The organism is Clostridium sp. OM02-18AC (assembly GCF_003481825.1).
Taxonomy (GTDB): domain Bacteria; phylum Bacillota; class Clostridia; order Lachnospirales; family Lachnospiraceae; genus Brotaphodocola.
In genome coordinates this window covers 74,858-97,310 of sequence record NZ_QULW01000010.1, presented here as the reverse complement: position 1 = coordinate 97,310, position 22,453 = coordinate 74,858, and the positions used below count along the sequence as shown (strand labels likewise).

Sequence of the window (22,453 nt, the reverse complement as noted above, 5' to 3'; positions counted from 1 at the left end):
ATGAATTATGCAGTAACTGCACAGCAAATGAAAGCAGTCGACCAGAATACAATCAGGGAAATCGGGATTCCGTCAATGGTTTTGATGGAGCGCGCAGCGCTTGCAGTTGCTAAGACAGCAGAACGTATGGCAGTCGAGCGGGGATGGGGAAAAAATGCCCATATTCTTGCGGTATGCGGGACAGGAAACAATGGGGCAGACGGTGTGGCAGCCGGGCGGATTTTGCAGGAACGCGGCTATGAAGTCAGCCTTTTCTTTGCCGGAAATGCACAGTACGATTCGGAAGAGATGAAACATCAGAAGCGGATTGCAAAAAATTTAAATGTGCCGGAACTATCGGCAGAAGAATATGAAAACGCAGATTGCGACATCATTCTGGATGCCTTGTTTGGAATTGGTCTTGGCCGCGATATTACCGGGGAATACCGAAAAGTACTGGAAATACTGGAACGCATACGTGAGCGGTGTGATGCTGGTGTGATCGCGGTCGATACACCATCTGGAATTCATGGAAGTACGGGAGAAATCATGGGAGCAGCACTGGCTGCCGACGTGACGGTAACGTTTGGATATCCAAAAACAGGACTGTTATTGTATCCTGGAAAAAAATATGTTGGAAAACTTGAGGTGGCTGATATCGGCTTCTCAAAGATCAGCCTGTTAAAGAGCGGATGGGATGCAAAGGTCCTGACGCCGGAGGATTTAAGCAAGCTTCCCAAACGGCAGGAAGACGGCAACAAAGGGACTTTTGGAAAAGTCCTTGTGATCGCGGGAAGCCGTGGAATGAGCGGGGCTGCTTATTTTACAGCGCTTGGCGCATACCGTACGGGAGCGGGGCTGGTGAAAATCCTTACTGTGCCGGAAAACCGGACAGTCTTGCAGACGCAGCTTCCGGAGGCAATCGTATCCTGCTATGATCCGGATGAAGAAGAGACCATGCAAACAATACTGGAAAAGGAGTGTGCCTGGGCTGATGTGATCGCAGCGGGACCCGGACTGGGGCAGGATGCTTACACAGAGTATCTGTTGGAAACGGTTCTGTCCGACGCTTATGTGCCGATTGTTCTGGATGCAGATGGGTTAAACTGTGTGGCATCCCATCCGTATCTGACACGTTATTTTACAGAGAATATTATTATTACACCGCATATGGGCGAAATGAGCCGGCTGACCTCGGTTCCGGCAGCTGATCTGAAAAAGGCACCGCTGGAAGAGGCTAGGGCCTATAGTGCCCGTTATGGCACCGTTTGTGTGTTAAAAGATGCAGTTACTGTGATCACGGATAAGGATGGCGGTACCTGGATCAACCAGAGCGGCTGCAGTGCCATGGCAAAAGGCGGTTCCGGCGATGTCCTGACCGGCGTGATCGCAGGTCTTTTGGCCCGCGGCATGGAATGTGCTGAGGCAGCAGCGTTTGGCGTGTATGTTCATGGACGTGCGGGAGAGTATGCGGCAGACAAATTTGGAGAAAACGGAGTGCTTGCCACGAATCTGGCAGACAGTATTTTAAAATAGATAGAAACGAGGAACAAAATTAAATTATGAATCACAGGCAGTATACACGGGTTTATGCACCGGTAGATTTGGACGCAATCAGGTTTAACATGGAGTCCATGCGCAGGAATATTGACAAAAGCACTGGTATGATCGGAGTCATTAAGACAGACGCGTATGGTCATGGATCTGTCCCGGTGGCGGAGGCGATTGAGGACTATGTGGATGGGTATGCGGTAGCAACGATCGAGGAAGCCATGCTTCTTCGCCGCAATGGCATTAAAAAAATGATTCTGATCCTGGGTGTGACACATCCATCCGCCTACCAGGAACTGATAGAAAATGAAATCCGGCCGACTATTTTTACCATGGAACAGGCAAAGCCTTTGTCGGATCTGGCCGTCAGCATGGAGAAAACAGCCCGGATTCATCTTGCACTCGACACCGGAATGCGCCGGATTGGTATGGAAGCAGATGAGTCCGGCGCGGATCTGACAGCAGAAATCGGCAATCTTCCAGGTATTGAGATCGAAGGACTGTTTACCCATTTTTCCAGGGCAGACGAAGAAGAAAAAACATCTGCCATGACGCAGTTAAACCGTTATCTGCATTTTACAGATTTATTAAAGGAACGCGGAATTGAAATTCCCATGAAACACTGTTCCAATAGTGCAGGAATCATTGATTTGCCACAGGCAAACTTAAACTATGTTCGCGCCGGTATCACCATCTATGGAATGTATCCGTCTGACGAAGTGCAGAAAGACCGAGTGCCGCTAAGACCGGCACTCGGCCTGAAATCGTTTGTCACCTATGTAAAGGAGATTGGACCGGGAGAAGAAATCAGCTATGGCGGCACCTATGTAACGGAACGCACCATGCATGTGGCTACTGTTCCGGTGGGGTATGGAGACGGTTACCCGAGAAGCTTATCCAACCGTGGCTATGTTCTGGTAAACGGAAGACGCGCGTCAATTCTGGGCCGTGTCTGCATGGATCAGCTTATGATTGATGTCACGGATATACCAGGTGTCTGTGTCGATACGCCGGTAACCCTGATCGGAAAAGATGGCAAAGAAGAGATTACCATGGAAAAGCTGGCTGAGCTTTGCGGCGGCTTCCATTACGAGATGGTCTGCGATATTGGAAAGCGGGTACCGCGTGTTTATTACCGCGGGGGGCAGGTTGTCGGAACCATGGACTGCTTTAAGGAATAAGATAATCACAGGAAGAGATATCTTGTGCTGCTGTTTGTGTCATTGAGGACAGAAACAAAACGTCACTGCGATACGGAAAAAAACAGGCAGGTATAGACTGCCTGACATCAGGCAATAATACCCTTGAAAACCAGTGACGGAGAGTGATACTGTGATTATCAGACGAGGGGATATTTATTATGCGGATCTGCGACCGGTGGTAGGCTCAGAGCAGGGAGGCGTGCGCCCGGTTCTCATCATACAGAACAATGTAGGAAACCGGCACAGCCCTACCGTGATCTGTGCAGCCATTACATCCCGTATGAACAAGGCAAAGCTGCCGACGCATGTGGAATTGTCTGCACGAAAAAGTGATATGGTCAAAGATTCTGTCATTTTATTAGAACAGCTTCGGACGATCGACAAACAGCGTCTGAAGGAGCGGATCTGCCATATTGATGATGAATTATTGGAACAGGTAAATCAGGCGCTTATGGTAAGTCTGGATCTGCCTACATAGTTCGCCATTGACGAAAGACGGGAAGTTTAGTAAACTGGAAACGATATAGTGTATACAAACAAAAGAGAAAAGAAGGAGATAAAAATCAGTATGGACGATGTCTGTTTGCGCCTGCTCTCACTGGCAGGTGTAATGATCCTTTTTCTGGCTGCAGGTTACGTGATCTGGAAATATGTCCGGTCAAGGCAGGAAAATGTAACGGAAGAAGATATTATGACCATGGTGAATGAGGGGCATGAGCAAGGCGTGCTGGAATCCAGCGAAGCGGAGATGATCACGAATATCTTCGAATTCGATGAGAAAGAAGCCGGCGATATCATGACCCACCGCAAGAACATTGTAGCGCTGGATGGTTCTATGACTTTAAAAGAAGCGGCGCGTTTTGTCTTGAAAGAAGCAAGCAATTCCAGATATCCGGTATACGGAAAAGATCTGGACGATATCATCGGCACCGTACATATGCGGGACGTACTGGTTCATGCAGAAAATCTGCAGGAATCGCGCATGGAAATTGCCAATGTTCCGGGTGTTTTGCGTCCGGCGCATTTTATTCCGGAAACACGCAACATCAATTCCCTGTTCCAGGAAATGCAGTCCCAGAAGATCCATATGGAGATCGTGATCGACGAATATGGACAGACTGCCGGAATTGTCACTATGGAAGATATTCTGGAAGAAATTGTAGGAAATATCCTGGATGAATACGACGTGGACGAGCAGTATATTGTCCGTGGAGAAGGCGATGCGCTGATCATGAGCGGTATGACGCCTCTGGAAGATGCCCAGGACGAGCTTGGCATTACGTTTCCGGAGGAAGATCTGGAAAATTATGATACCATCAATGGGCTTCTCATTTCCCGCCTTGACCGGATTCCGGGAGAGGAAGAACAGCCGGAAATCCAGTACCTCGGATACCGTTTCTGCGTATTGAAGGTAGAAAATAAGACGATTCATTCCGTAAGAGTAACAAAAATTCCACAGGCTCTTGCAAGCGGGACGGTTTAGTGTTAAAATAGAAAAGATGTTTTTTACGCGACGCGGAGAGCGTGCCTGCTTATCGCGTCGGCGAATGAGGACGAAAAGAGAAAAAGGATAAGGAGCTGTGATTTTATGTCAGGACATTCTAAATTTGCCAATATCAAGCACAAAAAAGAGAAAAATGATGCCGCAAAGGGAAAAATCTTTACCGTGATCGGTCGTGAGCTTGCCGTAGCAGTAAAAGAGGGTGGCCCGGATCCGGCAAACAACAGCAAGCTTCGCGATGTCATCGCAAAAGCAAAAGCAAACAACATGCCGAACGATACCATCGACCGTGGTATCAAGAAAGCAGCAGGTGATGCAAACTCTGTAAACTATGAAGTACTGACCTACGAGGGTTATGGTCCGAGCGGTGTTGCAGTGATCGTTGACACACTGACGGATAATAAGAACCGTACCGCTGCAAATGTCAGAAGTGCGTTCACCAAGGGCAACGGTAACATTGGTACCCAGGGAAGCGTATCTTTCATGTTCGACAAGAAAGGTCAGATCATCATCGATAAGGAAGAGTGCGATCTCGACGCAGACGAACTGATGATGATGGCATTAGACGCAGGTGCAGAGGATTTCTCCGAGGAGGAGGACAGCTTTGAGGTGATCACCGATCCGGATGATTTCAGTGCCGTACGTGAGGCTCTTGAGAAAGAGGGCATTCCGATGCTGGAAGCAGACGTAACCATGATCCCGCAGACCTGGGTTGAGCTGACGGACGAGAACGACATTAAGTACATGAACCGTCTGTTAGACCTTCTCGATGACGATGATGATGTACAGGCCGTATATCACAACTGGGATACCGACGAGAGATAAAAACAGAATCGGGAACATCGTAATGATAAATGATGTTAAAAAGGCCCGGAGCATTTCGCTCCGGGCCTTTTCGCTGCATATCAGGGAGGCGCAGACGCGCCTTATGCGGATTTTATTTTACTGGTAAACTAAGTTTACATTTTTGAAGGTGACATCTGCGCTGCGTGCCACGAACATACCAACATACACATGGTCGGAATCGATTGCAGTCAGCGGGAAGTCAAAGCCTGCAGATACCGGGGCATTGTCGCCGAAGACGCAGGTGTATCCATCTGGTCCTTTCCGGATCTCAACGTGAACGGTTTCACCTGCTTTGTACACACGGGAAGCGGTGCCGCCGGAAGTGAGCTGCCCGTTCTTTCTTGCAAAACAGTTCCATGGGGATGCAGAGGAGAGCTGAAGCTGTCCGGCTGCAACATAGTCGCCCAGGGTATCGTTGACAACGGTGTCGAGGTAGATATCATCGCGAACCATCAGTCCGAACGAATTTAAAACAGAGGCATTGTAAGCGTTGATGGTAACATCGGCAGAGAGAATAAAGTTTGCGGAAGCCGGAACTTCACGGTAATACATCGCAATTCCATCGCTTCCCTGGTCAAGACCGCCAACCTGCTGCGTTCTGGTAGCGCCGGAGTTGGTTCCAACTGCCATATGAATGGAGTTGTCAGAGTTCCCCTGCAGACAGAAATACATGTTATTTAAGTACTCATAACCGTCGATATTACCGAATACGGTTGGCTTCCAGTCTCCAACCGTCGAAAAGATGCTGCTTACACCGGCAGGCACGGTAAAACTCTGTGCATGATAGTTCGCATTGATGGAATTGCTGTCATACTGCGGAACCTGCGGATTGGAAACAACATAATTTTTGAGTCCGGAGTTTGACTTTAACAGTTCATCGGCAATGAACCAGGCATTGCACTGGGCACCGTAGAGATTGGTGTGTGTGTTGTCGATGCTGACATCGCGGTTGGAAGTCTGTGCATGGCGGTTTTTGACCCCGTCTGCGCCGAGACGTTCATATACATCTTTGGTGCGGGCAGTCAGATCCAGAACCGGAACGCTTTTGCCTACACCCAACTGGCGGATTGCTTTTGCATAATCGCCGCCCTGGAAAGTACCTTCCTCATTCTTTTTACTGCTGGTGATGTGTCCGTCCTCGCCGGTGTAGTTGTTTGCGACATTGCGGCGTACGATCGGAGTTACCAGAATCGGATTAGCCTGTTTGTTTTTTACGGGTTTGATGTACTTTTCGTAGAGATTATACTGAAAAGAACCGCTGGTAGAGACCGATCCGGTCGGATTGGAGTAACGTCCCTGCTCGGTACGTTCATCGTTATGGCCGAAACCGATCAGTACATAGTCACCGGCCTGTACACCCTGAAGCAGCCGCTGATACTGTTCGGTATCGGAGTAGGATTTGGAACTGGTTCCGGATACGGCAAGGTTCTGAATGCTGACGCCCTGCAGATAAAGGCCAAGCTGGGTTCCCCAGCCATAGCGCGGAGAGTAGTAGGTGGTATCGTTAAATGCAGCTGCTGTAGAGTCGCCCACGATCCACACGGTTGGCGGTGCAGACGGCTTGTCTACTGAAACTCCGCCGGTCTGCTGCTCGGTATAGGTTCCGGGAGCGGCAGTGAGTGCTGGATCATTTGTGGCTGAAGAAGCGCCTGCAACAACCGTGGCGGCAGAGACCGGAACGGCAGACAGTGCTGTCGTTACTGCACAGATGCAGCCAAGAAGCAGGGCTTTTATACGTGATGCGTTTTTTTTCATGGGTCAGATTCTCCTAAGTTAAAAATTTGAGGGCCTTTCTGCAAGGCAGAAATGACCCGATGGTGTCCATTATAGACCATGAAAAAAAACTTGCCAATACTTTTGGGGGAAGATTTGGGAGATTGGAAGAATGTTGTAAGAGAATCTTAAAAAACGGGATGCCCGAAACCGGACACCCCGTGAAAAGACAGATATACGGTAATCAGTTGTTATGCCTGATTGCTGCAAATAAAAGAGAATGCCTGGCATATTACCGGGTCAATCTGGCAAGATCCTGATAAAATCCCGGGTAGGAGATATTCACACATTCTGCACCGAGAATTTCTGTTTCGCCCTCTGCCATACCGGCGGTCACGGCAAAGGTCATGGCAATGCGGTGATCCAGATGGCTGTCGATCACAGCGCCGTGGAGTGGTTTCCCACCGTGAATGATCATGCCGTCTTCGGTCTCCTCTACGTCAGCTCCCATTGCACGTAAGCTTTCTACCATAACGGCAATGCGGTTGGATTCTTTTACTTTCAGCTCTGCTGCGTCACGGATGATGGTATCGCCGCTGGCAAAGCATGCCATAGCTGCAATCATGGGAAGTTCATCGATCAGGGTTGGAATGATTTCCCCGTGAATATCCATGCCGTGTAAGGAAGAGGAGCGTACGAGAATATCAGCAACCGGTTCACCGGTCTCTTTTCGGTTTAAGAGGGTAAGGTCACCGTCCATGGCCTGGCATACACGGATCATGCCGTCGCGGGTCGGATTGATTCCGACATTTTTGATGAGAAGCTCCGATCCCGGAACGATCAATCCTGCAGCAAGGAAAAATGCTGCAGAAGAAATATCTCCAGGAACCTGGATCTCTTTTGCGAAAAGTTCTCTGGCGGGCTGAATGATGGCAGTTGTGCCTTCTGTCCGGACATCGGCTCCGAATTCGCTTAACATCAGTTCGGTATGGTTGCGGGAGAGCAAAGGCTCGGTCACCCTGGTTTCTCCGTCTGCGTAAAGGCCTGCAAGGAGAATGGAAGATTTGACCTGTGCGGAAGCAACCGGAGACTGATAGTGGATTCCGTGCAGCGGCTTTCCCTGGATGGCGAGCGGTGCACAGCCGTTTCCATGGATGCTTTTGATATCAGCACCCATCTGGCTTAAGGGATCCATGATCCGTTTCATAGGACGTTTCTGGATGGAGGCATCGCCGGTAAGTGTTACGGAAAAGTCCTGTGCGCAGAGAATGCCGGAGATCAGCCGGGTTGTGGTACCGCTGTTGCCGCAGTCGAGAACCTCATCTGGCTTTTTTAAACCGTGCAGTCCATTGCCGTGAACCAGAACGGTATCGCCGGTATTTTCGATGGAAACGCCCATCTTCTGGAAGCATGATATAGTGGACAGGCAGTCTGCACCCTGCAGAAAGCCGGTGATCTTTGTGGTACCTTTTGCAAGGGAGCCGAACATGACACTGCGGTGGGAGATGGATTTATCTCCCGGAATGGTCACTTCGCCCTTCAGACTATTACATCTTGAAAATTTCATAAGAGTTTCCCCATTTCCCTGATTGCGGCTTAGTGTTTCGGAATCAGTTCGTAATTATATTTTTTCAGCTGTTCCCACGCCCGATGCATGGATTCTTCATCGTAAAAGACAATCTTTAAGGCACCATCGCCCTGTTCCCGGTTGTGGTTGATGCCGATGTTGCCGATGCTGATGCCGCGTGCACTTAAAATGCAGGATAAGGTGGAAATCGCACCTGGTTCATCCACAATATCCACGGTAAAGGAGTATTCCGGAGTGACAGAGCCGCGGCGTGTTTCCGAGATGGAATTGCGGTAAGTACGTGATGTGTCAAAGAGCTGGTAAATATCGTTTCCATTCCGGTTCTTTAAGGAAGCAAGAATCTGGTTTAAGGAAGCGATGTAATCTTCCAGCATGGTTATGATATTGCCGGTGTTCGTCATGCAGATCTGTTCCCACATTTCCGGGGAAGAGGATGCAATACGGGTAATGTCTTTAAATCCGCCTGCGGCAAGGCGTTTCATCAGTTCTTCTTTGTTGTCACAGTCGCGGACCAGGTTTACCAGGCTGGAAGCAACCAGATGCGGAAGATGGCTGATGGCAGCCACGATCCGGTCATGTTCATGATAGTCCAGTACGATCGGAATGGCATCGATCAGATTGGCCACTGCAACAATGCGGTCGGTATCCTCTTTGGAAGAATGTGCAGTTGGTGTTACGATATAGTAGGCATTTTCCAGAAGATGATCTGTAGAATTCTCATAGCCTGTTTTTTCGGAGCCTGCCATAGGATGCCCGCCGACAAAAACGTCCTCCATACCCAGTTTCGTGACAACCTGATGGATATCCTGTTTTGTGGAACCAACGTCGGAAATCAGAGCACCAGGCTTTAAGAATGGACGGATCAAAGACAGATACTGTGCATTGTATTCTACTGGTGTACACAGGAAAATGATGTCGCATTCCCTTAACGGTTCCCCTATGCCGTCGAGGATGACGTCCACGATGCCGTCGGCTTTCGCCTGCTCCAGTTTTGCGCGGGTACGCATGTATGCCATGATCCGGGCTGTCGGGCAGGCGCGTTTGATGCCTCTGGCGATCGAACCGCCAATCAGTCCCAGACCGATAAAGCCAAATGTTGTGTCTTTCATGTCGAAATCTCCTAATGGTATATTTGTGTATATCAGTTTCTAATAAGAACACTAATATAAATACTAAATGCTATTCTATGATAATCTGAAAATGTTGTCAATGCTTTATTGCTTTAAACTGTAATAGTAAAAAGCGAAAAGAACTTTGAACGATAGAGATGTATCAGACGATAAGAAAAAATTTTGAAAAATAATTTGTGCAAATCGTATATTCTACTTGAAATTTTCAAACTTTTTTAGTAGAATATCCTCATAGACTAAATTTGGTGTACAGGAGGGAATTATATGAACGTTTATGGTACAAAACAGATCCGAAACGTCGTTTTACTTGGTCACGGCGGGGCCGGCAAGACGACGGTTGCAGAAGCACTTGCCCTGGTAACCGGAGTCACCAAGCGCATGGGCAAGGTTGTTGACGGTAACACCATCAGCGACTACGACAAGGAAGAAATCAAACGTCAGTTTTCCATCTCCACGTCTCTGATCCCGATCGAGTATCAGGGCGATGAAGGCATGATGAAGATCAATATTCTGGATACCCCGGGTTATTTTGACTTTGTCGGCGAAGTAGAAGAAGCAGTCAGTGTGGCAGATGCGGCGATCATCGTTGTGAACTGCAAGGCTGGCATCGAGGTTGGTACGGAAAAAGCATGGGAGCTGTGCGATAAGCTCAAACTGCCTCGTATTATTTTTGTCACCAACATGGACGACGATCATGCAAGCTTCCGTGAACTTGTCCTGAAATTAGAGAGAAGGTTCGGCAGAAGCATTGCTCCGTTCCAGCTCCCGATCCGTGAAAATGAAAAGTTTGTCGGATATGTAAACGTTGTAAAAATGGCCGGCAGACGCTTTACCAATTTAAGTGATTACGAAGAATGCGAGATTCCTGATTACTCCCAGAAGAACCTCGGTATTGCCAGAGATGCGCTCTTAGAGGCAGTGGCAGAGACCAGTGAGGAGTATATGGAGCGCTACTTCTCCGGTGAAGAATTTACACTGGAAGAAATTCAGGGCGCCCTTCGGGAACATGTGATAGATGGCTCTATCGTTCCGGTGCTTATGGGTTCCGGCGTAAACTGCCAGGGATTTAAGACCCTCTTACAGGTCATTGACCGTTACCTTCCGACCCCGGACAAATTCGAGTGTATCGGTGTTGATGTTTCCACTGGTGAGCGTTTTACCGCAAAGTACAACGATCAGGTTTCTTTATCTGCAAGAGTATTTAAGACCATTGTAGACCCGTTCATCGGCAAATATTCCCTGATGAAAGTCTGTACCGGTATCTTAAAACCGGACAGCACGATTTACAATGTAAATAAGGATACCGAGGAAAAAGTCGGCAAGCTGTACCTGCTCCGTGGTAAAGACACTATTGAAGTTCCGGAGCTGCGCGCAGGTGATATCGGTGCCGTGGCAAAACTTGGTGTGACCCAGACCGGCGATACCATTGCTCTTCGCTCTGCACCGATCGTATATCACAAACCGCAGACTTCCACACCGTATACATATATGCGTTATAAGACCGTGACCAAGGGTGACGAGGACAAAGTTTCCAGCGCACTGGCAAAACTGATGGAAGAGGATCTGACCTTAAAGTCTGTGAACGATAAAGAAAACCGCCAGCTTCTTTTATACGGCATTGGTGATCAGCAGCTGGAAGTGGTTGTCAGCAAACTGTTAGGCCGTTACAAGGTTGAGATCGAACTGAGCAAGCCGAAATTTGCATTCCGCGAGACCTTAAGAAAGAAAGTCGAAGTTCAGGGCAAATATAAGAAACAGTCCGGCGGACATGGTCAGTATGGTGATGTTAAGATGATCTTCGAGCCGTCCGGCGATCTGGAAAAGCCTTATGTATTTGAAGAGAAGGTCTTCGGCGGTGCAGTTCCGAAGAACTACTTCCCGGCAGTTGAAAAGGGTGTTGCAGAAAGCTGCGTAAAGGGACCTCTGGCTGCATACCCGGTAGTTGGTGTAAAGGCAACTCTGGTAGATGGTTCCTACCATCCGGTAGATTCTTCGGAGATGGCATTTAAGACCGCTGCCATGATGGCATTCAAGAAAGGCTTCATGGAGGCAAATCCGGTTCTCTTAGAGCCAATTGCATCCCTGAAAGTAACGGTTCCGGATAAATTCACCGGTGACGTTATGGGCGACTTAAACCGCAGAAGAGGACGTGTCCTTGGTATGAATTCCGATCATCACGGCAAACAGGTGATCGAGGCAGACATCCCGATGTCCGAACTGTTTGGCTATAACACAGACCTGCGCTCCATGACTGGAGGTATCGGCTTATATGAGTATGAATTCAGCCGTTATGAGCAGGCACCTGGCGACATCCAGAAGAAGGAAGTAGAAGCCAGAGCCGCAAAGGTCGACAAACTGGATGTATAATTCTATGAATACCAGAAGACAGATATCCAGAATATGCTGGATTTATACAGCATTTCTCGCGGTTTCTACAGCAGTGCAGCTCTTCCTTGGTGCGCTGCTGGAACCGTTTGTTCTGATCTTTGGACAGAGCCGTGCGTTTACGCGTGCGGCTCTTCTGGTGTCAGAATTTGCCATGTACGGAATTGGATTTCCGTTGTTTGCCTGGCTCATGGGAAGAATCCCGTCCTGTGAAATGCAAGAAAAAAAGAAAATTAGTCTGAGTCAGTTTTTGGGTTTGCTGGTGTTGTGTTATGGTTTTACGTATCTGGGAAACCTGCTTGGAGGCATTCTGATGGAAGCGGCAGGTACCCTGAGAGGCATGGATTACAGCAATCCTGTCGCTGATCTTGTAGATCAGATGGATCTGGAGATGCTTGTTCTCACGACGGTGATCATTGCTCCGGTTATGGAAGAACTGATGTTTCGAAAGTACCTGGTAGAGCGGCTGGTGCCTTATGGACAGAAAACAGCAGTATTGTTTTCAGGACTCCTGTTTGGTCTGTTCCATGGAAACTTTTATCAGTTTTTTTATGCCGCAATCCTTGGTGCTGTTTTTGCGTGGATCTACAGCAGTACAGGAAGACTCCGTTATAATATCGCGCTTCATATGTGTATTAATTTCCTTGGAGGAGTGCTGCCCGTGGTTTTATCACGTGCAGCAGACAGCGGAAATCTGTTTGCATATCTGGGATATGGAGCTTTGAATCTATTTGCATATGTCGCCATGGTGATTGCAGTGATTCTGTTTGTCTCCCATTACAAACGGATTTCCTGGTTTTCCGGCTGGGTATATCAGGAAGAACCAATGGGCATCACCTGCCTGAAGTCGCCTGGATTCTGGGTATTTCTTGCAGGATGTATCTTGTTATTTTTGTTTGGATGACGGATGTAACCATACAGATGAAATTTTTAAAAGCTTAATTTCTTAAATTTTTTTGTTGACAAGTGAAACATAAGAGGGTATGATACAAAATAAGATTAAGTGATGAGAGCGAAGGCGTTCGGACAGAGGTTCGGGCGCCTTTTCTTTTTTTCAAGCTCACTTGTGGCTGTCTGGCAGCTTATCAGCTACGTTCATTTTATCAATGAGGAGGAGAAGAAACCATTATGGATGATATCGACAGAAAAATATTAAAAATTTTACAGGACAATGCCAGGGCTTCCCTGAAAACCATAGCAGAGAATACATTCCTTTCTTCACCGGCGGTATCTGCACGGATAGAAAAACTGGAAAAAGACGGTGTGATTGCCGGATATCATGCGATGGTAGATCCAATCCGGCTTGGATATCACATCATTGCGTTTATTAACCTGGATGTAACTCCGGAGGATAAACCCAAATTTTATTCCTATGCCGAGAGTATTCCAAATGTGCTGGAATGCAACTGTGTGACAGGGGAATATTCCATGCTGTTAAAAGTGGCATTTCAGAGTACGATGGAACTGGATATTTTTATTGGTCAACTCCAGAAATTTGGAAAAACCAGTACTCAGATCGTATTTTCCACGCATGTCGGACCACGGGGTGTGGACGTAGAAGAATAATGTTGAACCAGGAATCCTTTCTTTTCATATTGTAGTAAGAGGGCAATATGGAAAGGAAGGATTTATTTTGCAGGAAACAAAAAAAGTGATTTTGGATGCCGGTCATGGTGGGGCGGATCCAGGAGCTGTTTATCAGGGACGGCGGGAGAAAAACGATAATTTACGCATAGCGCTTGCGGTTGGCCAGATCTTAAGCGAAAATGGTGTGGATGTGGGGTATACGAGAGTGCAGGATGTCTATCAGAGTCCGCTTCAGAAAGCACAGATGGCGAATAACTGGGATGCAGATTATTTTGTGTCATTTCACCGGAATGCCATGCCGGTTCCCGGGACCGCGTCTGGAACGGAAGGCCTGGTTTTTGCAAAAGAAAGCGAGGCCGGGCGGCTGGCGGCAAACATCAACACCGAACTTCGGCAGTCTGGCTGGAATGACCTTGGAATCATAGAACGTCCGGGGCTGATCGTGCTCAGAAAAACGGAAATGCCGGCTGTTTTAGTGGAAGTTGGATTTTTAGACAATGAGGCGGATAACCAGCGCTTTGATGATCAGTTTGAGCGTACTGCTTCCGCCATTGCAAATGGAATCCTCATGACATTAAAGAGTCCGGAGGGGCAGCAGGAATATTATCAGATCCAGGTTGGTGCATATTCCGACAAGGATCTTGCGGACAGACTGCTGGGACAGCTGCAGGCAGCCGGATATCCGGCATTTCTGGTGGCTCAGAATGGTTTGTATAAGGTGCGGGTAGGAGCCTATCTCAATCTGGACAATGCTGCCTGGATGGAAAAAACACTAAGAACAGCCGGGTATCCTACGCTTTTGGTGCAGGAGCCGGCTGTTTACTAAAAGAGTGAAGAAAGCGGGAAAATGCAGAAAACGGGAGGAGTGCAAAAAACAGGAAATCTGGTAGCTGAGGATGCTTTTGGGGGTTATAAGCCTTCTAAGTCAAATGCGGGCGTATATTCTTCTTTGGCACTGCTTTTTTCCTGCATAAATCCCATGGTAAGACCAAGATCTAAAGCAGCGTCAACGACCTTCTGGTATTCGTAGCTGGTAATGCGCCGGTTTAGTTCCGGATACATGGAATTTTTTTCATAAGGTGTATACTGGCTCATGAGGCTGATGTAAAAACTGTCTTTGGGCAGATTTTGGGCGATCCAGTGGAGAATCCGGATGGAGTCATCTTTTTGCCCGGGGAGAACCAGGTGCCGGATGATGACACCACGGTCCATGACGGGACCGGATTCTCCTGGAATGCTGCAAACATGTGGTGCTCCGGTCTGCCGGATCATCTGCTGTATGGCTTTTGCAGCAGTCTGGAAATAGAACGGTGCCTGGGAATAGCGGGCAGACAATTCCGAATTTTCGTATTTGAAATCCGGAAGCCAGATATCCACATAATCTTTTAAAGCCAGAATGGTTTCGATGCGTTCATATCCGCCGCAGTTGTAAACAATGGGAATATGAAGCTGCTTTTTCGCCAGATCAAGTGCAGGAATGATCCAGGGAAGAAAATGGGTTGCTGTTACCAGACTGATATTGTTTGCGCCCTGTTCTTGGAGGCGCAGAAAAACATCAGCCAGTTCCGCTGTTGTCAGAGTTTTCCCGTACATCTCGCGGCTGATTTTATAGTTTTGGCAGAAACAGCAGCGCAGGGTGCAGCCACTGAAAAATACGGTACCGCTTCCGCGTGTTCCGCTGATGCATGGCTCTTCCCAGAAATGCAGGGCAGCACGGGCAGCAACAGCACCGGCAGGTGCCTGGCAAAATCCTGTTTGTGCAGTACGGTCGATGCTACACATCCGCGGACAGAGCTGGCAGTGATGAATCTGTTCCTGAAAATAAGATAAAGTCTGTTCAGACATGATGATACTCCAATCGGTCAGGCTGCAGGCAGCATGTTTGGTGACGCTTCATAAATGTCTGCAACGCTGTTTTTTTTCTTCGTTTTTCAGTATACAAAAACAAAGAAAGAAAAGCAAGACAGACAGCAGCGTAACGACAGATATGGAAATGGATCTGGAAAGTCGTGGATGTTTTGAAAAGGAACTTGAAAAAGAAGAGTACTTGTTGTATAATCAGTTCAGAGCAAACGAAGAAAGTAATTCCTGAAGTGTTCGACAACCTTACCCATTTTGAACCTACATTACTGACTAAGGGATTCCTATATCTGCAGGCGGATGTCAGGCCTCCACTGAGTGGAAGGCAGAAGCCGGCGTGCGGTTGCCCACCTAGCGTTGCTAGGCGTCAATAAGTAAGAACGGCACATTCGGGATTACAAAAGAGAAAAGAGCAGCGAGAGATCGCTGCTTTTATTTTATTTTATCTTAACTTTATCTTTACATCGTTGTGTGATACACTATAAACATTGGATAAGAAAGGAAAAATCGCATGAAGAATGAAAAGTATCGCACATATATATATTGGGGTGTCACAGCCCTGGTCGTGCTTTTGCTTCTGGTAGCTGCAATTTTTGTAGTGATCCGGTGGTCACTGGTGGCTGGTCTGGCAAAAAAAATCGCCAAGATCCTGGCACCGGTTATTTACGGGGCAGTTTTTGCGTATCTTCTTACACCGGTTTACAACTGGGTTCAGAACGCAGTCATGAAATGGACAAAGAAGGTTATCTCATCAGAAAAAAGCAGAAAAAGTCTTGGCGCGTTTTTGGGGACTGCAGCCAGTCTGGTGCTTTTGGTAGCAGTCGTGGTCGGACTTATTTCCATGCTGATCCCGGAACTGATCAACAGCATCCGCGGGGTTTTGGAAACCATGCCATCCAGCATTGCCAATCTGGAAATCTGGCTGGAAAAAGTACTGGCAGACAACCCGGATCTGGAACAACAGGTCATGGAGCATTACGGAGCGGCTGCAGATTATCTTCAAAACTGGCTGACCAATGTGGTAGCACCGAATATCTACCGGATCATTGGCGGTGTGTCCAGCGGTGTGGTATTGATCGTAAATGCAGTCTTTGATGTTTTGATCGGGCTGATCGTTATGATCTATCTCCTGAATATGAAAGAAAAACTCCGCGCCCAGATCAAAATGATCATTTACGGGGTATTTCCATTAAAGATTGCGAATAAAGTGATAGAGGAAGCAAGGTATGTGAATCAGGTATTTGGCGGATTCATCATTGGAAAACTGCTGGATTCGCTGATCATTGGTCTGATCTGTTTTGTCCTTTTGGGATTTGCGAATATGCCATACGTCCTGTTAGTCAGTGTCATTGTCGGCGTAACCAATGTAGTTCCGTTTTTTGGTCCGTTTATCGGTGCGATCCCAAGTGCAGTCCTGATTCTTCTGGCAGATCCGATCAAGTGCATTTATTTCCTGATCTTTATCCTGCTTCTGCAGCAGTTTGACGGCAATATCCTGGGACCCAAGATCCTTGGCGATTCTACGGGGCTTTCCAGTTTCTGGGTGCTGTTTTCCATTCTGCTATTTGGTGGCCTGATGGGATTTGTGGGAATGATCATTGCAGTGCCGACCTTTGCGGTCATTTACCGTCTGGTGACAGAATTCACGACATGGATGCTTCATAAAAAGACATTGTCCGGTGATATTACTGCATATGACGGGCTTGACCATATCGACGAAACCGAGCAGACTTATATTAAAAAATAAGAGGCATTTATGAAAAAACCTAACATGATCCGGTGGATTCTTGGAATTCCGGTGATCGTCCTGATCTTAATCCTGGTAATCTTAATTTGTGAACCGGAAAAATCAGGAATTACCAGGGCGGCGGCTGCAAAGTCAGTCGCCCTTGCTCTTTTATCACCGGAAGAGTTGGACGCATGGAAAAAAGAATACGGGGCATCGCATTTCCCGGCAGATGAAATAGGAGAATGGTATGTTCCTTATCTGGATTATCTGTATGAGAAAGGCTTCCTGAATGAAGAAGAAACTCCGGCAGACCAAAGTCATGCGGAAGGCATGCTGACTTATGGCGAGGCAGCACAGATCCTGGGCGGACTATCGGAAAACCGAAACAGACTGGTACCGGTAAATGGGCGTAACCGAAACAAAACATATCCGGAGGAAAACTGGTGGCTTCTTTATGATTCTATTTTGCAAGAAGCCGATGCAAAAGGGGCAGTAAAGACAGAAAACCTAAAAGTTTATGGGACACCGGAAAATATTCAGGGCTGTCCGGCCTGGACGGCATATACCAGTCTGGGCACGATCACGTTTTATGGGGTGTCACTGGACTCTTATGTAGATCATGAACTGACCGTATATATACGGGACGGCGAACTGATTCATATCCAAAAAGACGAGGGACAGAATACAATTTATCGGAATGTCTGGATTCTGGATGGGGACAAAAATGGGTTGATGGTCTACATTGGAGACATTCAGCGAAAAATCCCATTCCGGAAAACTTATAAAAAATTTGAAGAACTGGCAGGCAATCTGGCAGATCTGAGCATGGAACATGGGAAAATAACAAAAGTATCTGTAAAAAAAGAGCGGATCAAAGGGAAAATTCTTTCGGTACAGGATGACACTGTCGAATTAGAAGGTTATGGAACGGTGCCGTTGGATGAAGAATACAAAGTGTTGAAAACCTATGGTGATGTGAAACGGCAGAAACTTTCGGATATCCTGGTGGGCAGTGAAAACCAGGAATTTGTGGTTGCAAAAGGAAAAATCTGTGCGATTGTCAAAGAACGGGAAGATGCGGCAGACAAGATCCGTGTCCTGATCATGAGCGATGGATTCCGGAGCCGATATCATGATCAGATTGAAATTCATTGTCCGGGAACCGTAAAAGAGACTCAGGGAGATTCTGAGAAAACGCTGGAACAAGACACGGTAATATCCGTAACAAGCGGAGACGGAAGCTGCAGTGGACAGCGCCTGATCCTGGAGCCGGAGGAAGGAACCGAGCTGACTGTGACCAGTTTAAACCGGGCACAGGGACAGCCGTCGTATGCAGGAAGGCTGGAACTGATCGATACCGCAGAAGGTCTCGTTCTTGTCAATGAACTGTATCTGGAAGATTATTTAAAAAAAGTTGTTCCGAGCGAGATGCCGTCCAGTTATGAAAAAGAAGCATTGAAAGCACAGGCTGTCTGTGCCCGGACCTACGCATTTATGCAGATGAAGAGCAACAGCTATAGCAGCTATGGAGCGCAGATTGATGACAGCACACAGTTTCAAGTCTATAATAATACAGAACCAGACGAAAAAACGGCTCAGGCAGTACAGGAAACGTATGGGAAAATGCTGTATTATGACGGAAAACCGATCACAGCCTATTATTTTTCGACATCCTGCGGTACTACGACCAACACAGTCATCTGGGACAGTGATCCGGAAAAAACACCATATCTGCGCTGCTTAAGCCTTCAGACAGCCAGAAGCCGTCTGAATTTTGAAAATGAGGCAGAATTTGCTGCGTTCATAAAAAAGAACGAATTTCCATCTTATGATTCATCATATCCGCTTTACCGGTGGAATGTAAAAACGAACGGGAATATCATTGCTTCCCATGTAAGCGGAGTTGGAACGGTAACCGGCGTGACTGTAACAAGCCGCGGACCTGGCGGAGTCGCGATGCAGCTTCTGGTAAAAGGAACAGACGGAGAAACGACGATATCCGGGCAGAATGCGATTCGCAGTGCCCTCGGCGATTCCTCACTGAGCATCAACCGCAGCGATGGGAAAACTTCAGAGGGCTGGGAACTGCTGCCCAGTGGATTTCTGATTGTGGAAGATGCCGGAACGGATGAAAACGGCGTCGCGCAGTTTCGTATTTATGGCGGTGGGTACGGGCATGGAGTCGGCATGAGCCAGAATGGCGCGCAGGCTATGGCGAAGACCGGAATGGAGTATGAAGAAATCCTGAACTATTTTTATGATGGGGTAACGATCGAGGAAAAAGAATCGACGGATGCGTTGTAGGCGACTTCCGCGGTAGGTTGCGATAGGTAACACAATAAAAATTTTTATGGAATGTATAAAGAAGGAAGAGGAGGACATAATAGGAGTAGTACCAAAGAAAAGAGAAATACTTATCCTCCCCTTTTTATTAAGCTCCGGCATATTGGATGTGCCGGGGCTTAATTTTTGGCTTAAAGCTTGATATTGTTATCTTTTCTCTTGAAATGACTGTGAAATGACCGTATAATAAGAAAATATGTAAAATACCAGAAACTAGTTACAGATTAAGACGAAAACGAGGACAGAAATGAAAAATCTATTAGTTGGACAGTCTGGCGGTCCCACCGCTGTGATCAATGCAAGTCTTTACGGAGTTGTGAAGGAAGCGTTAAAAGCACCGGAGATTGCTCATGTTTATGGCATGATCAATGGAATCGAAGGATTGCTTAAGGATCATTATATGGATCTTGGTGCAGAACTTTCTGAGGAAGAACTGGAACTTTTGAAACTGACACCGGCAGCTTTTTTAGGTTCATGCCGCTATAAACTGCCAGAAAACCTGACCGATGCATTTTATGAAACGATTTTTGAAAAATTCCGCCAGATGGAGATCGGATATTTCCTTTATATTGGAGGGAATGATTCCATGGATACGGTCAGCAAGCTTTCCCGCTATGCAAAACATCATGGAAGTGATATCCGTTTTATTGGCATTCCCAAAACAATCGACAATGACCTGATCCAGACAGATCATACGCCGGGATACGGCAGCGCAGCCAAGTATGTAGCTGCATCCGTGCGGGAGATCGTGCTGGATGCTTCTGTCTACCAGCAGAAGGCAGTTACCATTATCGAGCTGATGGGACGTCATGCCGGATGGCTGACTGCGGCGAGTGCCCTCGCACGGAAATTTGAGGGCGATAACCCGGTCCTGATTTATCTGCCGGAAGCAGATTTTGAGTTAGAACAGTTTGCAAAGGATCTGAAAGCAGCACTGGAGAAACAAAACAGTGTCGTTGTGTGTGTATCAGAGGGAATTTCCGATGCGTCCGGAACGTTTGTCTGCGAGTATGGGGACGAAGCTATGGTGGACAATTTTGGACATAAAATGTTGACTGGCTGCGGTAAGGTTTTGGAAAATTTTGTGCGGCATCGGTTTGGAGTAAAGGTTCGCTCTGTGGAATTGAATGTCAGCCAGCGCTGCAGCGGTATGATTGCATCTGAAACCGATATTGCAGAGGCGGCACAGGCTGGAAAAGAGGGCGTACGTGCTGCAGTTTCTGGAAAAACAGGAAGCATGGTTGCTTTTGAGCGGGTGCAGCAGAGTCCATATAAAATGGAATGCAGACTGGTGGATGTGAATGAGGTTTGCAACCAGGAAAAGAAGGTTCCGCTTTCCTGGATTACCCGAAATGGAAGTGATATGGGACAGGAATTTATGGATTATGCTTTGCCGCTGATCCAGGGAGAGCCAGATCGCCCTATGGAGCATGGAATTCCAAAATATCTTTACCGAAATGTGTGAAAGTGTTTATTGTGCACAGGAATCGATTCTTTAAACGGAAAAGAGATAAAAAATTCTGAAAATTCTGAACTGAAAATTCTGCATAAATGATTTGCAAAATACAGAGAAATGTTATATACTTATCGAGAATATGCACGTTGTCCTTAACGTGCGAACAGGATTATCATAGAAAAAGGAAGGATATACAATATGGCAACCTTATTAGAAAACTGGAGAAACCTTGCCTATGGCAATGGTCTGGACGATAAACAGAGAGAGCAGCTGTGGACCGGTTATTTCACCATTGAGAAAGGCATTTACGAGCAGATCTTAAGCAAGCCGGCAGAGGTTGTAGAGGGAACCGTAAAAGAACTGGCTGATAAGTATCAGACCGAGGTTTTGATCATGACTGGTTTCTTAGACGGTATCAATGAGAGCTTAAAGGGTTACGAGAACCCGATCGAGACCATGGATGAGAACACCCAGGTTAAGATTGAGATCGATCCGGAGAAGCTTTATTACAACATGGTAGAGGCAAAAGCAGAATGGCTGTATACTCTGCCGCAGTGGAACTCCATCTTAAGCGAAGAGAAGAGAAAAGAGCTCTATAAGCAGCAGAAGGCTTCCGGAACCATCCGCAAGGAGAAGAAAATTTTCCCGAACGATCCGTGTCCATGTGGAAGCGGCAAGAAGTACAAAAAGTGCTGCGGTAAGAACGCATAAGGAAACGATGAACGGTAAGCAGGAGTGTCTTTGGGACGTTCCTGCTTTTCTTTGCATTGGATATCAGGAAAGGAGGCACAGGAATGGAAGCATATACAGGTTTTGCGTCCGTGTATGATCTTTTCATGGACAATATTCCTTACGAAGACTGGTGTACTTACGTGACCGGGCTTCTGAAAGAGTATGGAGTAGAAGATGGTCTGCTTCTGGATCTTGGCTGTGGTACCGGAAAGCTGACGCGGCTTCTTGCTGAGGAAGGCTATGATATGATTGGTGTGGATCTTTCGGAGGAAATGCTGGAAGTGGCGCTCGAACATGAGATGGAAGATCCAAAGCAGATCTTATATCTGCAGCAGGATATGCGGGAATTTGAACTTTATGGTACGGTGCGTGCCATCGTCAGCATTTGTGATTCCATGAATTATCTTATGGAATATGAGGATCTGGTGCAGGTCTTGAAGCTTGCCAATAATTATCTGGATCCAAAGGGTGTATTTATTTTCGATATGAATACGGTTTACAAGTACCGGACACAGCTTGGCGAGCAGACCATTGCAGAAAACCGGGAAAAGAGCAGCTTTATCTGGGAAAACTATTTCGATGAAGAAGAAATGGTGAATGAATACGATCTGACCCTCTTTATCCGCGATGAGGACGGGCGTTACTCCAGGTATGAAGAGACGCATTATCAGAAAGCATTTGAAATCGAAGAAGTGCTGCAGGCCGTAAAAGAAGCCGGTATGGAACTGGTGGCTGTTTACGATGCTTTTACCAGAAAGCCGCCAAGAAAAGACAGTGACCGTGTGTATTTTGTTGTGCGGGAATGCGGGAAATAGAAACCGGGATGATATCAAACAGCTACACAGCAGAAG

Annotated in this window: 18 protein-coding genes and 1 other RNA gene; 15 read left to right on the top strand and 4 right to left on the bottom strand. The window is 47.2% G+C overall.

The window, feature by feature from the left end:
- The 5 genes from DXB18_RS08715 (at position 1) to DXB18_RS08695 (ending at position 5,058) form a co-directional block, all read left to right on the top strand.
- Positions 1–1,515, top strand: coding sequence for an NAD(P)H-hydrate dehydratase (locus DXB18_RS08715; RefSeq protein WP_118707261.1), 1,515 nt, complete (start codon positions 1–3; stop codon positions 1,513–1,515).
- A gap of 26 nt (positions 1,516–1,541) precedes the next feature.
- Positions 1,542–2,711: an alanine racemase gene (gene alr, locus DXB18_RS08710; RefSeq protein WP_118543387.1), complete on the top strand. Its 1,170-nt coding sequence runs from the start codon at positions 1,542–1,544 to the stop codon at positions 2,709–2,711.
- 151 nt (positions 2,712–2,862) lie between these two features.
- Positions 2,863–3,210 (top strand): type II toxin-antitoxin system PemK/MazF family toxin, encoded by a 348-nt coding sequence (locus DXB18_RS08705; RefSeq protein WP_118543388.1) that lies wholly within the window; start codon positions 2,863–2,865, stop codon positions 3,208–3,210.
- A 90-nt stretch (positions 3,211–3,300) separates the two neighbouring features.
- A complete protein-coding gene (locus DXB18_RS08700) occupies positions 3,301–4,215 on the top strand; it encodes a hemolysin family protein (RefSeq protein WP_118707305.1) in 915 nt (304 codons plus the stop codon).
- A gap of 105 nt (positions 4,216–4,320) precedes the next feature.
- On the top strand, positions 4,321–5,058 hold the full coding sequence (locus tag DXB18_RS08695) for a YebC/PmpR family DNA-binding transcriptional regulator (protein WP_118707259.1): 738 nt from the start codon (positions 4,321–4,323) through the stop codon (positions 5,056–5,058).
- A gap of 117 nt (positions 5,059–5,175) precedes the next feature.
- Here DXB18_RS08695 and DXB18_RS08690 read toward each other — a convergent pair whose 3' ends face one another.
- The 3 genes from DXB18_RS08690 to DXB18_RS08680 all read right to left on the bottom strand — a co-directional run bounded on the left by DXB18_RS08690 (position 5,176) and on the right by DXB18_RS08680 (position 9,489).
- Entirely contained in the window at positions 5,176–6,834 is a 1,659-nt protein-coding gene (locus DXB18_RS08690) for a GDSL-type esterase/lipase family protein (RefSeq protein WP_118543407.1), read from the bottom strand.
- Between the two features lie 250 nt (positions 6,835–7,084).
- A complete protein-coding gene (gene aroA, locus DXB18_RS08685; protein WP_118543408.1) occupies positions 7,085–8,359 on the bottom strand; it encodes a 3-phosphoshikimate 1-carboxyvinyltransferase in 1,275 nt (424 codons plus the stop codon).
- Positions 8,360–8,388: 29 nt separating this feature from the next.
- Positions 8,389–9,489, bottom strand: coding sequence for a prephenate dehydrogenase (locus DXB18_RS08680; RefSeq protein WP_118543409.1), 1,101 nt, complete (start codon positions 9,487–9,489; stop codon positions 8,389–8,391).
- 285 nt (positions 9,490–9,774) lie between these two features.
- Between DXB18_RS08680 and DXB18_RS08675 the strand changes: the two genes are divergently transcribed.
- From DXB18_RS08675 to DXB18_RS08660, 4 genes are all read left to right on the top strand, one after another.
- Positions 9,775–11,877, top strand: a complete 2,103-nt coding sequence (locus tag DXB18_RS08675; RefSeq protein WP_118543410.1) for an elongation factor G — start codon at positions 9,775–9,777, stop codon at positions 11,875–11,877.
- A gap of 4 nt (positions 11,878–11,881) precedes the next feature.
- Entirely contained in the window at positions 11,882–12,799 is a 918-nt protein-coding gene (locus DXB18_RS08670; RefSeq protein WP_182430521.1) for a type II CAAX endopeptidase family protein, read from the top strand.
- Between the two features lie 224 nt (positions 12,800–13,023).
- Positions 13,024–13,461 carry an Lrp/AsnC family transcriptional regulator gene (locus DXB18_RS08665; RefSeq protein WP_118543412.1) on the top strand — a complete coding sequence of 146 codons (438 nt, stop codon included), beginning with the start codon at positions 13,024–13,026 and terminating at the stop codon, positions 13,459–13,461.
- A gap of 67 nt (positions 13,462–13,528) precedes the next feature.
- Positions 13,529–14,308 (top strand): N-acetylmuramoyl-L-alanine amidase, encoded by a 780-nt coding sequence (locus DXB18_RS08660; RefSeq protein ID WP_118543413.1) that lies wholly within the window; start codon positions 13,529–13,531, stop codon positions 14,306–14,308.
- Between the two features lie 83 nt (positions 14,309–14,391).
- Here the strand turns inward: DXB18_RS08660 and DXB18_RS08655 are convergent, their stop codons facing one another.
- Positions 14,392–15,327: a radical SAM protein gene (locus DXB18_RS08655; RefSeq protein ID WP_118707257.1), complete on the bottom strand. Its 936-nt coding sequence runs from the start codon at positions 15,325–15,327 to the stop codon at positions 14,392–14,394.
- Between the two features lie 237 nt (positions 15,328–15,564).
- Between DXB18_RS08655 and ssrS the strand changes: the two genes are divergently transcribed.
- The 6 genes from ssrS (at position 15,565) to DXB18_RS08625 (ending at position 22,417) form a co-directional block, all read left to right on the top strand.
- A non-coding RNA gene (ssrS, locus tag DXB18_RS08650) (6S RNA) lies at positions 15,565–15,742 on the top strand.
- Positions 15,743–15,853: 111 nt separating this feature from the next.
- Entirely contained in the window at positions 15,854–17,089 is a 1,236-nt protein-coding gene (locus DXB18_RS08645) for an AI-2E family transporter (RefSeq protein ID WP_118707255.1), read from the top strand.
- Positions 17,090–17,098: 9 nt separating this feature from the next.
- The gene (locus tag DXB18_RS08640; RefSeq protein WP_118707253.1) at positions 17,099–19,375 is read left to right on the top strand and encodes a SpoIID/LytB domain-containing protein; all 2,277 of its coding nucleotides are present in this window, start codon (positions 17,099–17,101) and stop codon (positions 19,373–19,375) included.
- A gap of 286 nt (positions 19,376–19,661) precedes the next feature.
- A complete protein-coding gene (locus DXB18_RS08635; RefSeq protein WP_118707251.1) occupies positions 19,662–20,879 on the top strand; it encodes a 6-phosphofructokinase in 1,218 nt (405 codons plus the stop codon).
- 189 nt (positions 20,880–21,068) lie between these two features.
- Entirely contained in the window at positions 21,069–21,581 is a 513-nt protein-coding gene (locus tag DXB18_RS08630) for an SEC-C metal-binding domain-containing protein (protein WP_118707249.1), read from the top strand.
- Positions 21,582–21,664: 83 nt separating this feature from the next.
- Complete coding sequence (locus tag DXB18_RS08625; RefSeq protein WP_118707247.1) at positions 21,665–22,417, top strand: class I SAM-dependent methyltransferase; 753 nt, start codon at positions 21,665–21,667, stop codon at positions 22,415–22,417.
- The last annotated feature ends 36 nt before the right edge of the window (positions 22,418–22,453 follow it).

Coding starts and splice junctions, on each gene's coding strand:
- DXB18_RS08675 (WP_118543410.1), top strand. CDS start 9,775: ATGAACGTTTATGGTACAAAACAGATCCGAAACGTCGTTTTACTTGGT.
- DXB18_RS08690 (WP_118543407.1), bottom strand. CDS start 6,834: ATGAAAAAAAACGCATCACGTATAAAAGCCCTGCTTCTTGGCTGCATC.
- DXB18_RS08695 (WP_118707259.1), top strand. CDS start 4,321: ATGTCAGGACATTCTAAATTTGCCAATATCAAGCACAAAAAAGAGAAA.
- DXB18_RS08635 (WP_118707251.1), top strand. CDS start 19,662: ATGAAAAATCTATTAGTTGGACAGTCTGGCGGTCCCACCGCTGTGATC.
- aroA (WP_118543408.1), bottom strand. CDS start 8,359: ATGAAATTTTCAAGATGTAATAGTCTGAAGGGCGAAGTGACCATTCCG.
- DXB18_RS08665 (WP_118543412.1), top strand. CDS start 13,024: ATGGATGATATCGACAGAAAAATATTAAAAATTTTACAGGACAATGCC.
- DXB18_RS08630 (WP_118707249.1), top strand. CDS start 21,069: ATGGCAACCTTATTAGAAAACTGGAGAAACCTTGCCTATGGCAATGGT.
- DXB18_RS08700 (WP_118707305.1), top strand. CDS start 3,301: ATGGACGATGTCTGTTTGCGCCTGCTCTCACTGGCAGGTGTAATGATC.
- DXB18_RS08680 (WP_118543409.1), bottom strand. CDS start 9,489: ATGAAAGACACAACATTTGGCTTTATCGGTCTGGGACTGATTGGCGGT.
- DXB18_RS08640 (WP_118707253.1), top strand. CDS start 17,099: ATGAAAAAACCTAACATGATCCGGTGGATTCTTGGAATTCCGGTGATC.
- DXB18_RS08645 (WP_118707255.1), top strand. CDS start 15,854: ATGAAGAATGAAAAGTATCGCACATATATATATTGGGGTGTCACAGCC.
- DXB18_RS08625 (WP_118707247.1), top strand. CDS start 21,665: ATGGAAGCATATACAGGTTTTGCGTCCGTGTATGATCTTTTCATGGAC.
- DXB18_RS08715 (WP_118707261.1), top strand. CDS start 1: ATGAATTATGCAGTAACTGCACAGCAAATGAAAGCAGTCGACCAGAAT.
- DXB18_RS08655 (WP_118707257.1), bottom strand. CDS start 15,327: ATGTCTGAACAGACTTTATCTTATTTTCAGGAACAGATTCATCACTGC.
- alr (WP_118543387.1), top strand. CDS start 1,542: ATGAATCACAGGCAGTATACACGGGTTTATGCACCGGTAGATTTGGAC.
- DXB18_RS08670 (WP_182430521.1), top strand. CDS start 11,882: ATGAATACCAGAAGACAGATATCCAGAATATGCTGGATTTATACAGCA.